Consider the following 14179-nt stretch of genomic DNA (forward strand, 5'->3'; position numbering starts at 1 on the left):
GGTAAATTATGATTATTAGAAAACCTACCCTCATTGCTGCAGCGTTTTGCGGCGTTTTCGCAAGCTCAAGTGTACTTGCAAAAATTACCGCTGATGAAGCGGCACGTTTAGGCAGTGATTTAACGCCAATTGGCGCTGAAAAAGCAGCGAATAAAGACGGTTCTATTCCAGCTTGGGATGGTGGTATCACAACACCGCCAGCAGGTTACAAACCGGGTATGCACCATCCAGATCCATATGCTGATGATAAAATTTTATTCACGATTGATAAATCGAACGTTGCCCAGTACAAAGACTACTTGAGCCCAGGTCAAATTGAATTATTCAATACCTATCCTGATACGTTCAAAATGAACATTTACCCAACCCGTCGTAGTGCGTCATATCCACAGTTTGTATATGATGCAACTAAAAAATATGCGACGACAGCTGAATTAGTTGAAGGTGGTAACGGTATTAAAAATACCGCTGTGGGTGTACCTTTCCCAATTCCTAAAGATGGTTTAGAAGCTATTTGGAACCACTTGTTGCGATTCCGTGGCCTATCAATTGAACGTTCTGGTGGTCAAGCTGCACCGACAGCCTCTGGTTCATATAACTATGTAGGTTTTGATGAGCAACTGTTAGTTGAGTACTCATCACCTGAAGCAACACCTGAGAAGCTTCAAGAATCTAATATCTTGTTTAAGTTTAAGCAAAAGGTAACTGAGCCTGCTCGTCTTGCTGGTACTGCGTTATTAGTACATGAAACCATGGATCAAATTTTAACACCACGCCAAGCATGGACATACAATTCAGGCCAGCGTCGTGTTCGTCGTGCTCCAAATGTTGCCTACGATGCACCGGGAACAGCCGCTGATAGCTTACGTACGACTGATGACTTTGATATGTTCAATGGTTCTCCGAATCGTTACAACTGGACATTAAAAGGTAAGCAAGAGCTTTATATTCCTTATAACAGCTACAAGCTTCACAGCGACAAACTAAGCTATGATGATATTCTACAAGCAGGTCATATCAACCCTGAGCATGTTCGTTATGAAAAACACCGTGTTTGGGTGGTTGAAGCGAACCTAAAAGAGGGCACGCGTCATATTTATAAGAAACGTGTCTTTTATATTGACGAGGATAGCTGGCAAGTACATGTAGCGGATATCTATGATAACCGTGATCAAATGTATCGTGTAGCGATGGCACATGGTCTTAACTACTATGAAGTACCAACTCATTGGAGTACGTTAGAAGTTTATCATGACCTTAACTCTCGTCGTTATTTAGCAATTGGTTTAGATAACCAAGAAAAAATGTATGATTTCTCACAATCATTCAACGATAACGAGTTTACTTCAAGCGCATTACGCCGCGAAGGTCGTTAATCCATTTAAGGCACCTGACTCCAGGTGCCTTTTGCAATTCGCGTAAGTCATCAGTACACGCATTAGGTTTCCCAGTGACTTTTTTGACTTCTCTTTTTATTTTTTCGAAGGCGATTTATCTTTATGAAGTATTTGCTTTATGCCTGTCTTGCTTATAGTGCTTCATGTTTTGCTCAAGACATGCCTATGCCACAACAAGCCATTAGCGCTGTTAACGCAAACAAAACTCTACTCACCGACATTGAACTAGCTGGCCCAAATCTCATTGCAGTTGGCAAACACGGTGTGGTTATCACAAGTACAGACGCTCAAACCTGGCAACAAGCCATTGTGCCTACTCAAGTGCTGCTAACAGCCGTTGATTTTTATAATAACGATTTAGGTTGGGCCTGTGGTCATGATGCTACCATCATCAATACCGTAGATGCAGGTAAAACGTGGCAATTACAGCAATCATTTCCAAACATGGATAAGCCATGTTTAGACATTTTATTTACTACAGACAAACAAGGGTATGCAGTCGGTGCATATGGAATGTTTTATGAAACTAACGATGGTGGCCAAACTTGGCAGAAACGTTTTTTAGATAGCTTGTTATTTGAAGAAGACCGTGAATACCTCAATGATTTAAAAGACAGTGACCCAGAAGGCTATGAAATTGAAACTGCTTCAATACTGCCGCACTTTAATCGCATCGTTAAAACCGATGAGAGTCTATTTCTAGCCGGTGAAATGGGTTTAATGGCACAAAGTGTCGACAATGGTCAAACCTGGCAGCGTCTTGATGAGATATATATGGGCTCTTTCTTTACGTTTGCGTCAACTGCGGATCAAGGTGGGGAAGACCTAGTTGCAGGCCTTCGAGGCAACATTTTCACTCGCCAAGCAGGCAGTGAACAGTGGCAACAAATACCACACGACAATTATGCAACCGTAAATAGCGCGATTAAATACAACAACCAGTGGTTATTATTTGCCAATAGCGGGGTGATATTCCAAATTGAGGATGGCCAATTATCAGAACAACAAATGGCCGATGGTAAATCGTTACTTGATGGTGTTGTGTTTCAAGACAAACTAGTTATGGCTTCAGAAAATGGCATTAAAGTGAAGGAGTTGAATCCGTAATGCGTGGTTTTTTAGATATTTTAGAAAGAGCGGTGTTTCGTCATCGCTTATTCGCAATTATTTCCTTTGCGTTGATCACTTGTTTCTTATTATTCAAAGCAACACAAATTCAATTAGACGCGTCGTTTAATAAAAATATTCCGCTTAATCATGACTACATGAAAGTTTACACCAAACATGAAAAACAGTTCGGTGGCGCTAACAGCATTTTGATTTCTGTCTGTGATGCAGATGGTGATATTTTTAATGAGGAATTTTTCACCCAACTTAAAGCAGTTCACGACCAGCTTTACTTTATTCCAGGTGTAAATCGTCCGTTAGTTAATTCAATCTTTGCACCGAGTGCACGTTTTGTTGAAGTAGTTGAAGATGGTTTTGCTGGCGGTCCAATTATTCCGGCAAACTTCACTGCTGATAAACGTGGTCTTGCGGTTGTAAAAGAAAACATCGAAAAAGCAAAAGTCGTTGGTCGCATGATTGCCAGTGACTATTCGTGTGCAATGGTAACCGCTCAGCTACTCGAGACTGATCCACAAACGCAAGAAAAACTCGACACTTTAGCATTTGCAGAAAAGCTAGAAACGCAAGTTCGTGAACCGCTCAGTACTGACAAGGTTAGTATTCATATTATCGGTTTTGCCAAAATGGCAGGGGATGTCGCAGAGGGCGCTAAGGGCGTACTGCTATTCTTTGCTATTGCCATTGCTTTCACATTTGTGATGGTTTGGCTGTTCTGCCACTCTTTAAAACTGACAATTTTACCGATTGCCTGTTCAATCATTGCCGTTGTTTGGCAGTTAGGCTTGCTTTCAAGCTTAGGCTTCGGTTTAGATCCTATGTCAATTTTAGTGCCGTTTTTAGTGTTTGCGATTGGTGTAAGCCATGGCGTGCAAATGATCAATGACATCGGCAAAAAAGTGTCTACGGGTAGTTCAACTCGGGTTTGCTGTCAGGCAAGCTTTAGAGCACTTCTGATCCCAGGTGGTATCGCGCTGCTATCAGACACAATTGGTTTTTTAACCTTACTCACCATTGATATTGGTATTATTCGTGAACTTGCTATCACAGCAAGTTTGGGTGTAGCGGTAATTATTTTCACTAATTTAATTTTATTACCTGTTTGGGCATCGTACATGCGCTTTGAAGGCTCTGTGCATATTCAAGCAGGTACTCACACAGACAAACCAAATCTACTAGACAAGTTACGTGAGCTATTAGTAAAAGCCACAGATCGTAAAACGGCAGGTTTTATTATCGTCTTTACGGCTGTGTTATTTGCAGTGGGTTACTGGCAAGCTGACAAAATGCGTATTGGTGACTTACATGCTGGTGCGCCATCTTTGCACCAAGATGCCCGCTATAACCAAGACACCTTTTTGATTTCTGATAAATACACTATTTCTTCAGATATCCTAAAAGTGATTGTAGAAGCGTATCCTGCTGCGTGTACGGAGCATGATGTTATGGAGCGTATTAGTCGTTTCCAATGGCAGATGGAAAACGTTGCCGGGGTACAATCGGCTGTGAGCTTAAGCTCAGTTGCGCAATCTGTGAACGCCGGCTTTAACGAAGGGAACTTAAAATGGCAAAGCCTGCCGCGCAATACGGCAAGTTTAGTGCAAGCTACTTCACGGGTTGAAACAAGCTCAGGTTTACTCGATGGTAACTGCTCAGTAATGCCAGTGATTATTTTCTTAAATGACCACAAAGCAGAAACGATTGATAATGTGGTAGCGAAAGTTAAAGAGTTTGCTAAGGCAGAAGAAACCGATGAATTAAAGTTTAAGCTAGCGTCAGGCCCTGTCGGTGTTATGGCCGCAACGAACGAATCGGTATCAGCTGCACAGCTACCTATGATGCTTTACGTTTACGGCGCCGTAATCCTGCTATGCTTAATTAGCTTTAGAAGTGTGAAGGCAACGGTCGCGGTTGTATTACCTCTGTACATCGTATCAACCTTAGCGCAAGCGTTGATGGTGCAACTTGAAATAGGTTTAACAGTGTCGACATTACCAGTTATCGCTTTAGGTGTTGGTATTGGTGTCGATTACGGGATTTACATACTTTCATCAATGATGGGGCAGCTAAAACAAGGTGTGGCACTGGAAGTCGCTTATCGTAATGCATTAGCAGAGCGAGGTAGTGCAGTGCTGTTCACAGGTATTACCTTAGCCATTGGTGTTAGCACATGGATTTTCTCTGATCTGAAGTTCCAAGTGGATATGGGTATTCTTTTAACCTTCATGTTTTTGGTTAACATGTTGGGTGCAGTACTACTTTTACCTGCAATTGGTAGCTTCCTCTGGACTGACCAGAAAAAATAATGTGAATAATTGTGCTCCAATATGGCCAGTAATGGCCATTTATATCTATATTTTGTGAATAGATGACCAAATAGCTGAAAAGCTTAAAATGATTTCATCGAAAAGGCTGTTTATTAGCTGTAAAAGAGTTAGAATTTACCTGACTCCACGCTAATAAATGGCTGTACAAATATTCTACTAATCGATAAGTAGTATAGATTAAGGAACATACAATGACACGAAATGAAGGGCAAGCCTCGGTTATCTTAGATAATGTCTGTAAGCTGATCCAGAAAAAAGTTCACGCTGATAATGTGTTACTCGTTGAGAAATTCGCCAAAGCCTTGTACAGCAATATGTCTAAAGAGGATTTGGCTCATCGCAACGATAGTGACTTATATGGCGCTGCACTAAGCCTATGGAACTCGCTAGAAAAAAATAATTCTGATGACGCGGTTGTCCGTGTTTTCAATCCTGAAGTAGCAAAAGATGGCTGGCAGTCATCGCACACCATTGTTGAAATCATCGCGAAAGATATGCCTTTCCTCGTTGATTCTGTGCGTATGGCCATGACCCGCGCAAACATCGCTTCTCACTTATTACTTCACTCTCCGCTGAAAATCCAACGTGATAAAAATGCTAAAATCACCGGTATTTCAAGCTTAAAAGCAGAGCAAGAATCAACGTCGACAAAAACTGTGTTCTTTATCGAGATTGATCGTCAAACAGATGCAAAAGTAATTGAGTCTTTCAAAAAAGAACTTGAGTCTGTGTTAGTTGACGTATCTATCGCTGTAGAAGATTGGCAGCCAATTCGTGAAAAGCTAATTGCGGTAACGAAAGACTTACCTAAACGCCACCATAATAATAACGAAAGCGAAGTTGCAGAAACGGTAGAGTTTTTAGACTGGTTAGCTAAAGATAACTTTACGCTAATGGGTTACCGTGAGTATGAACTTTCGCCAGTGCAAGGTGATTACCAGTTAAAAGGTAAAAAGGGCACTAGCCTTGGTCTGATGAAAAACACAGACGAAGAGCATAGCCGTTTACTTTCTGAGTTACCTGAAGTAGCGCGCCAAGAAGCGCGTAGCAGTAACTTATTAATTTTAACGAAAACAAATTCAGTGTCTCGTGTACATCGACCTGCATACATCGACTACGTGGGTATTAAGCGTTTTGATGATGAAGGCAATGTAATTGGTGAAGATCGCTTCCTTGGTTTATTCTCATCAAGCTTTTACAACAACAGCGCAGCTGATGTACCTGTACTGAAAAGTAAGATTAACCGCATTATGGAAATGTGTGACTTTGCTAAAGGCACCCATGCATACAAAGCGGTATTAAATATTTTAGAAACGTATCCACGTGATGAGCTTGTGCAAGCACGTGAAGCTGAACTACTTGAAGTTGCCATGGGCGTATTACAAGTACAAGAGCGTGATATGTGCCGTATTTTTGTGCGTAAAGACGCATATGGCCGTTTCTTCTCTTGCATGGTATATGTTCCGCGTGAGCGCTATAACACGGCACTACGTCGTGAAACGCAACGTATCTTAGCCAATGCATTTAATTCTGACGACAAAGTCGAATTTACTACTTTCTTCTCTGAGTCAACATTAGCCCGTACACATTACACGGTGCGTGTGACTGACAATAATATTGAATATAACGTGAAAGACATCGAAAACAACCTAATTGAAGCTGCCCGTACTTGGGAAGATAGACTCCAATCTGCACTACTTGAAAGCGCAGGTGAAGCACGTGGTAAAGAACTAAACCGTAAATATGCACAAGCGTTTGCAAGTGCGTATAAAGATCAGGTTTTACCAAGTGCAGCGGTTGTTGATATTGAAAAACTAGAACTTCTGAATGACGAGAACAAACTAGAAATGTTGTTCTACCGTCCACAAGAAGAAGCAAACACTAATGTTGTTCGTTTAAGCTTATTCCATAAAGATGAGCCAATCCACCTGTCTGACGTTATGCCAATGTTAGAAAACTTTGGTTTACGCGTAGTTGGTGAAACTCCTTACTCAGTGAAAACGACTGACGGTAAAGTTAATTGGATCATGGATTTCACCATGCTAATTGACAACAAGGGCATTGCTGATTTTGATAAAGTGTCAGCGCGTTTCCGTGCAGCGTTAACGAACGTGTGGAATAACCGTTTAGAAAATGATGGTTTCAACCGTTTAGTATTAATGGGTGGCTTAACAGGTCGTGAAGCGTCTATTCTTCGTGCCTACGCTAAATACATGCGTCAAATTGGTGTAACTTTCTCGCAAACTTACATCGAAAGCACATTTGCAAATTACCCACACATTGCATCGCAAATCGTTAACTTATTCACTAAAAAGTTCTCAGTTAAGAACCCAGGTAGTGAAAAGACACTTGAGAAGCTAGTTGCACAAGTTAATCTTGAGCTTGAAAACGTGGCAAACCTAGATGATGATCGTATCATTCGTTTATACGTTGATATGATCAATGCAACTCTTAGAACAAACTTCTTCCAAAAAGAAGCGGATGGCCAATTTAAGTCATACGTATCGTTCAAGGTTCAGCCTTCTATGATCCCTGAAATGCCATTACCTCTGCCTGCGTTTGAGATCTTTGTATACTCGCCGCGCGTTGAAGGTGTGCATTTACGTGGTGGTAAAGTTGCTCGTGGTGGTTTACGTTGGTCAGACCGTCGTGAAGACTTCCGTACTGAAGTACTGGGTCTTGTTAAAGCGCAACAAGTTAAAAATACGGTTATCGTGCCAGTCGGTTCGAAAGGTGGCTTCGTATGTAAACAGCTACCGACAGACCGTGAAGCATTCTTCAAAGAAGGCCAAGAGTGCTACAAGATTTTCATCCGTGGTCTATTAGATATCACAGATAACATTGAACGTGGTGAGATTGTGCCACCAGTTGATGTTGTTCGTCATGATGAAGATGACCCGTACTTAGTTGTTGCTGCCGATAAGGGTACTGCGACTTTCTCTGATATCGCAAACGGCATCGCAAATGAATATAACTTCTGGCTAGGTGATGCATTCGCATCAGGTGGCTCAGTAGGTTACGACCACAAGAAAATGGGTATCACTGCTAAAGGTGCGTGGGAATCTGTTAAACGTCATTTCCGTGAAATGGATATTGACTGTCAAACAACTGATTTCACTGTTGTAGCAATCGGCGATATGGCGGGTGACGTATTTGGTAATGGTATGTTGCTTTCTAAGCACATTCGCTTACAAGTAGCGTTTAACCACATGCATATCTTTGTTGATCCAAACCCAGATGCAGCGACATCTTACCCAGAGCGTGAGCGTTTATTTAATCTACCGCGTTCTTCTTGGGAAGATTACAACAAAGACCTTATTTCACAAGGTGGTGGCATTTTCTCTCGTGCGGCTAAATCAATTAGCTTAAGCCCAGAAATGAAGAAAATGCTTGGCACTAAGAAAGCAAGCATGACACCTAACGAGTTAATCAAAGCGGCTCTAATGATGGAGTTTGATTTACTTTGGAATGGTGGTATCGGTACTTACATCAAGAACTCTAAAGAGACTGATGCTGATGTGGGTGACCGCGCGAATGATGCGCTACGTATTAACGGTTCTGAGCTTGGTGCGAAGATCTTAGGTGAGGGTGGTAACTTAGGTGCAACTCAATTAGGTCGTATCGAATTTGCTGCTAAAGGCGGTCGCGTTAACACTGACTTCATCGATAACGTAGGTGGTGTTGCGTGTTCAGATAACGAAGTAAACATCAAAATCTTACTTAATGGTCTAGTTGCTGAAGGTGACTTAACACGTAAACAGCGTGATGAGTTACTTTATTCAATGACTGATGAAGTGTCTGAGTTAGTATTAAAAGACTGTTATCGTCAAACGCATACCTTATCGATTACTCAATCAAAAGGTACATCAACGCTTAAAGAAAAAGTACGTTTCATCCATGCCCTTGAAAAAGATGGCAAGCTTAACCGTGCAATCGAGTTCATCCCAACGGATGAAGAACTTGCAGAGCGCGCAGCAGCGGGTAAAGATTTAACTCGTCCAGAGCTTTCTGTACTTGTTTCTTACGCGAAGATGGTATTAAAAGAGTCTCTAGTGGTTGATGAAATCACTGAAAACCCTTACTACCGTCAGTTATTAGTTAAGTCGTTCCCAGTGCCACTTCGTGAGAAGTTCAACGATGCAATGGATAACCACCCACTTCGTAAAGAGATTATCGCAACGAAACTTGCAAATAACATCGTTAACGATATGGGTCTTAACTTCATGATTCGTATGCACGAAGAAACAGGTGCTAACGAAGCTGAAATCGCACTTTGTTACTCAATTGCAAAAGAAGTGTTCCAGATGCCAGAAACATGGTCATCAATTGTTGCACTTGATAATAAGATCCCAGCAGCTGTACAAACAGAAATGCTATATCAATTACGTCGTACGGTTCGTCGTGCAACACGTTGGTTCTTACGTCATCGCAATAAAGCTCAAACGATTGAACAAGCAATTGAATTCTTTGCACCAACATTTGCTGATTTAAGTGAAAACTTAAACAGCTACATGGTTGAAAAAGAAAGCGATCGCCTAGTTAAAGCGGCAGAGAAGCTAATTGACAGCAATGTACCAAAAGCACTTGCAACACGTATTGTGTCACTATCAAGCTTATTCTCTGTAATGGACTTAGCTGAAATCGCAGATAATTCAGAGCGTAGTATTGATATGGTTTCTAACACCTACTTCAAGCTTGGTGCGCGTATGGGCTTACATTGGTTCCTTGACCAAATCACCAACCAACCTGTTGCGAACCACTGGCAAGCACTTGCTCGTGCTTCATACCGTGAAGAGTTGGATTGGCAACAACGCACATTATCAGCTGTGGTACTTAATAGCTTTGCTGCAGACAGCAAAGACATTGATGCACAAATTGATGAGTGGATGGATAACCAAGATCTACTATTACAACGTTGGAAGCAGATGCTATCTGAGTTCAAAACATCGCAAAGCCATGATTTTGCGAAATTCTCAGTGGCACTTCGTGAACTAATGTTGTTAAGCCACAACTGTGACACTTCCAAATAAGTGAAAAGTCGTTAAAATACATACCCCAGCTCGCTGGGGTATTTTTTTGCCCTTAATTTGCAATGGTCCGTTTATAAACGGCTACCTTGTTTATTTTTACCTAAGGAACAAACCATGTTTTATGATCTAGCTCGCCGTTTTATGTTTACCCGTGATGCGGAGTGGGCTCATGAATTTGCACTTAATAATTTACGCCGATTTGCTCATACGCCATTGAGTGCTGCGTGGTCTCAATCTGTCCCTAATAAACCCGTTAACTTTTTAGGTTTAGAGTTTAAAAACCCAGTAGGTTTAGCGGCAGGCTTAGATAAAAATGCCGAGTGTATTGATGCATTTTCGCAAATGGGTTTTGGTTTTGTTGAAGTAGGTACTGTTACACCACGTGCTCAAGCGGGTAATGACAAGCCACGTATTTTCCGCTTACCTGAATCAAATGCGATTATTAACCGCATGGGCTTTAACAATAAGGGCGTTGATAACCTAGTTAACAATGTTAAAGCAGCGAAATACGACGGTATTCTAGGTATTAATATTGGTAAAAATAAAGATACACCAAACGAGCAGGGTAAAGATGATTACATTCACTGTATGCGTAAAGTATTTGAGCATGCATCGTATATCACAGTAAATATTTCTTCACCGAATACCCCAGGTCTTCGTGACTTACAATATGGTGAAGCGCTTGATGACTTATTGCAAAGCTTAAAGAATGAACAACTTGATCTAGTTGCTAAACATAACAAACAAGTACCTATGCTAGTTAAGATCGCCCCTGATCTTGATGAAGTACAAATTGGCCAAGTTAGTGAGTCATTGATCAACAATAAGATCGATGGTGTTATTGCTACAAATACCACGCTTGAGCGCGCGATGGTACAAGGTCAACAATACGCAAACGAAGCGGGCGGTTTATCTGGCCAACCAGTACGTCAGCGTTCAACCCACGTGGTTAGTGAGCTTAAGCGTTTAACCGAAGGTAAACTACCTATCATTGGTGTGGGTGGTATTGATGATGCGGATTCTGCAAAAGAGAAATTTGCAGCTGGTGCAGACCTTGTACAAGTTTACACTGGATTCATTTATAAAGGCCCAGAATTGGTAAAAACGATCCTAAATAGCTTATAAGGATCAGTTATCTAAGCAATTGATCATTAATAAAATGTTCTAAGAAATCATTTTATTAATGGTCTGCTTTAGTTATAATTTATGATTAAGCGCACAGTATTTATTCGTTAGGGAGGAGACATGTTACAAGCATCTAAGCAATGGAAATGGCTTGCTTGTGCGAAAAATAATCGTCTTTTGGTTGACCTTGACCAAGATATGCAACTGTGCACGCCTTACAAACTTCGCCAACTTACTGATGCTGTTTTACAAGAGCCAAACTTTAGCCTTGAAGATGCTGCATTTTATCAGCAAGTTTATCAATACCTCGAAACATTCTCACTGTGGAACCCTGCACAGCTTTGCCAAATCGCGCTAAATGCCACTGCGGTCAAATTTCATTTAAAGCCTGTACTTGCAAAAAGTTGGTTCTTTCATGAGTATCATGGCAGCCAGCCAAGTGTTGAAGCAGTGGTTAAATTGTGCTCGCAGGCACAAGAAGGTGAGTTTTTAATTGTTGACCACTCGAGCGAAGCCTCAGTGTGTATTAACCTAAGCCAACACTTTCAATTAGACGAAAACCTTTCTCTTGAACAGTTTGAAGCTATTAAGGTTTTAAATAACCGTATCCATCCTGTTTATATTCAACAAAAACAGTTCAAATCAGCCTAGGGCGTGTTGACCTTTGTGAATTAAAATTTGTTCACTCTAGGGGCGATTTAATCGCGGCGCGAGATTTGTAACCTAGTGGGCTAAGTAAAAATCCAGCTAATATCCCTGCAAATGTTGGCGTTTTTGTTCGCCAAGCTATGCTATAATCCTGCGCAGTTAGCATTTAAGGGTTTTTACTTTGCAATTTATCGCACTTACTTCTATCGGAATAGAAAATTTACTTGTTGATGAGCTTACAGCACTCGGTGCCGAAGTCTCAAAACAAACCGTGGGCTCTGTACGTTTTGAAGCAGATAGCTTGTTAGCACAAAAGATTTGTTTATCGAGCCGTTTTGCGACTCGTATCATGATGCTGATAGAAGAAAAAGAAGGCGTAAAAGACAAAGACAGCCTTTATCAATTCGCACGCTTGCAGCCTTGGCAGGAGTGGTTTGGCCCTAAACAAACCTTTGCTGTTGATTTTAGTGGTACAAATAACGACTTAAAAAATACGCAATTTTCAGGTCTAGTTGTAAAAGATGCGATTGTTGATTACTTCGCTGATTTGTTCGAACAACGTCCAGATGTTGATAAATACAATGCCAACGTTCGAGTTGTAGCAAGATTGAACCGTCAAGGTGTTGCGCTTTATATCGATTATTCTGGCCCGCGTTTATCTGAGCGTGGTTATCGTCAAGATCAAGGTAAAGCGCCGATTAAGGAGCATTTAGCTGCTGCTCTTGTAAAAAGAAGTGGTTGGCTTGAAAACGTGCAACAACCTTTATTCGATCCATGTTGTGGTTCGGGTACCATTTTAATTGAAGCCGCAAGCATGGCTCGCAATGAAGCACCGGGCTTATTCCGTGAAGGTTTTGCCTTTGAGCGCCTGCCTAGTTTCCGTATTCAAAAGTACAAAGAATTAAAAGCAGAACTAACTGCACAAATTACAGATCCTAAACTTTGGCTTATTGGCCATGATATTGACGGAAGTGTGATTGCAAAAGCGCAAGAAAACGCAGAGCGTGCAGACCTTGGTAATGTTATTAAGTTTAAACAAAGCGATGCCACTAAGTTAACCTCCGTTGCGAAACTACCTGGTGTAGTGATTTCAAACTTACCTTATGGTGAACGTTTAGGCTCAATGGCTGAGCTGGTTAACTTACACCGTAGCTTAGGTGTTGGCTTCAAAAAGCACTTTAATCATTGGAAACTTGCTTTGCTTGGCACTGACGAAAGCTTATTTAAGTTATTAAAGTTAGTTAAGTTAAAACGCTATAAATTTAAAAATGGCCCGTTAGATGTTGTGTTGAATTTATACCAACTAGACGATAAACAAGTAGAACTTAGCAAAGAAGACAAGCCAGCTCTTAACTTTGAAGGTTCAACCGCCTTTGCAAACCGTTTAAAGAAAAATAAGCAAAATTTAAAGAACTGGTTAAAGCAAAATGAAGTGAGCTGCTACCGTGTTTATGATGCGGATATTCCAGAATATAACGTAGCTGTTGATGTATACGATGATTCTGCGGTTATTTTTGAATATGCTGCACCGAAAGAAATCGATGACAATACGGCTCAAAAACGTTTGCAAGATGTGATCAGCTTGACCGCTGAGCAGTTAAATATCGCACCAGAAAACATTGCGGTTAAAGTGCGTAAAAAACAAAAAGGTGAAGAACAATATACCAAGGTAGCAAAACAAAATCGTACGCAAGTCGTTGAAGAGTTTGGCGCTAAATTCAAAGTTAATCTATTTGATTATCTAGACACTGGTTTGTTCTTAGATCACCGTTTAGCTCGTCGTTATATTCAACAAAACGCACAGGGCAAACGCTTCTTAAACTTATTTGCTTATACGGGCAGCGCATCTGTGCATGCTGCTGTGGGGGGTGCTAAAGCGATTACCACGGTTGATATGTCAAAAACCTACTTAAAATGGGCACAAGAAAACTTTGCCCTTAACGACATTAGCAATACACGTTATCGTTTTGAACAAGCTGACTGCTTGAAGTGGCTTGAGTATGCACAAGGCCAATATGATTTAATTTTCTTAGATCCACCGACGTTCTCAAACTCAAAACGTATGAAAGATGCGTTTGATGTTCAGCGCGACCACATCAAACTTCTTACCTGGGTTAAGAAGATTTTAAGCCCGAACGGTACGCTTATATTCTCAAACAATAAGCGTGGCTTTAACATGGATGAAGTAGGGCTAATGGGGCTGGGTTTAAAAGCAGAAAACATTTCTGACAAGACTTTATCACCAGATTTTAAACGTAATAAGCAAATTCATAATAGCTGGCTTATTACTCATGGCTAATTTTACCCTGTACCACACTGATGGCTGTCATCTGTGTGAAATGGCCGATGAATTATTAATTGCTGCAAACGCTTCGTTTGTAGCAAAAGACATTATGGACAGTGAACAGCTGATTGAACTTTACCAAACCAGTATTCCGGTTGTGGAATCTCATCAAGGCGAGAAATTATTTTGGCCTTTTGATGCTGAGCAATTAGCGCAATTTATTGCTGATAATAAAGAATAAGA

The 14179-nt window shown here is 41.0% G+C and carries 8 protein-coding genes; all 8 read left to right on the plus strand.

Annotated features, from left to right (window positions below; translation table 11 throughout):
- Nucleotides 1–11 precede the first annotated feature (11 nt).
- The gene (locus tag NO991_RS05430; RefSeq protein WP_138600718.1) at nt 12–1376 is read left to right on the plus strand and encodes a DUF1329 domain-containing protein; all 1365 of its coding nucleotides are present in this window, start codon (nt 12–14) and stop codon (nt 1374–1376) included.
- A gap of 123 nt (nt 1377–1499) precedes the next feature.
- Nucleotides 1500–2504 carry a YCF48-related protein gene (locus NO991_RS05435; protein WP_300542925.1) on the plus strand — a complete coding sequence of 335 codons (1005 nt, stop codon included), beginning with the start codon at nt 1500–1502 and terminating at the stop codon, nt 2502–2504.
- Nucleotides 2504–4828 carry an RND family transporter gene (locus NO991_RS05440; RefSeq protein ID WP_300360327.1) on the plus strand — a complete coding sequence of 775 codons (2325 nt, stop codon included), beginning with the start codon at nt 2504–2506 and terminating at the stop codon, nt 4826–4828. The genes NO991_RS05435 and NO991_RS05440 overlap by 1 nt, the downstream gene beginning before the upstream one ends.
- Before the next feature lie 212 nt (nt 4829–5040).
- The gene (locus NO991_RS05445) at nt 5041–9879 is read left to right on the plus strand and encodes an NAD-glutamate dehydrogenase (protein ID WP_187489256.1); all 4839 of its coding nucleotides are present in this window, start codon (nt 5041–5043) and stop codon (nt 9877–9879) included.
- A 114-nt stretch (nt 9880–9993) separates the two neighbouring features.
- Nucleotides 9994–11004: a quinone-dependent dihydroorotate dehydrogenase gene (gene pyrD, locus NO991_RS05450; protein ID WP_199529676.1), complete on the plus strand. Its 1011-nt coding sequence runs from the start codon at nt 9994–9996 to the stop codon at nt 11002–11004.
- 120 nt (nt 11005–11124) lie between these two features.
- On the plus strand, nt 11125–11655 hold the full coding sequence (locus tag NO991_RS05455; protein WP_138600650.1) for a cell division protein ZapC domain-containing protein: 531 nt from the start codon (nt 11125–11127) through the stop codon (nt 11653–11655).
- A 178-nt stretch (nt 11656–11833) separates the two neighbouring features.
- On the plus strand, nt 11834–13951 hold the full coding sequence (rlmKL, locus tag NO991_RS05460; protein ID WP_235373465.1) for a bifunctional 23S rRNA (guanine(2069)-N(7))-methyltransferase RlmK/23S rRNA (guanine(2445)-N(2))-methyltransferase RlmL: 2118 nt from the start codon (nt 11834–11836) through the stop codon (nt 13949–13951).
- Nucleotides 13944–14177: a glutaredoxin family protein gene (locus NO991_RS05465; RefSeq protein WP_054551385.1), complete on the plus strand. Its 234-nt coding sequence runs from the start codon at nt 13944–13946 to the stop codon at nt 14175–14177. The genes rlmKL and NO991_RS05465 overlap by 8 nt, the downstream gene beginning before the upstream one ends.
- The last annotated feature ends 2 nt before the right edge of the window (nt 14178–14179 follow it).

Source organism: Pseudoalteromonas sp. DY56-GL22 (assembly GCF_041414715.1).
Classification (GTDB): Bacteria; Pseudomonadota; Gammaproteobacteria; order Enterobacterales; family Alteromonadaceae; genus Pseudoalteromonas; species Pseudoalteromonas simplex.

Bases quoted from the DNA above. Each gene is read 5' to 3' on its own strand.
- NO991_RS05440 (WP_300360327.1), top strand. From the start codon at position 2,504: ATGCGTGGTTTTTTAGATATTTTAGAAAGAGCGGTGTTTCGTCATCGC.
- NO991_RS05465 (WP_054551385.1), top strand. From the start codon at position 13,944: ATGGCTAATTTTACCCTGTACCACACTGATGGCTGTCATCTGTGTGAA.
- NO991_RS05455 (WP_138600650.1), top strand. From the start codon at position 11,125: ATGTTACAAGCATCTAAGCAATGGAAATGGCTTGCTTGTGCGAAAAAT.
- NO991_RS05445 (WP_187489256.1), top strand. From the start codon at position 5,041: ATGACACGAAATGAAGGGCAAGCCTCGGTTATCTTAGATAATGTCTGT.
- NO991_RS05435 (WP_300542925.1), top strand. From the start codon at position 1,500: ATGAAGTATTTGCTTTATGCCTGTCTTGCTTATAGTGCTTCATGTTTT.
- pyrD (WP_199529676.1), top strand. From the start codon at position 9,994: ATGTTTTATGATCTAGCTCGCCGTTTTATGTTTACCCGTGATGCGGAG.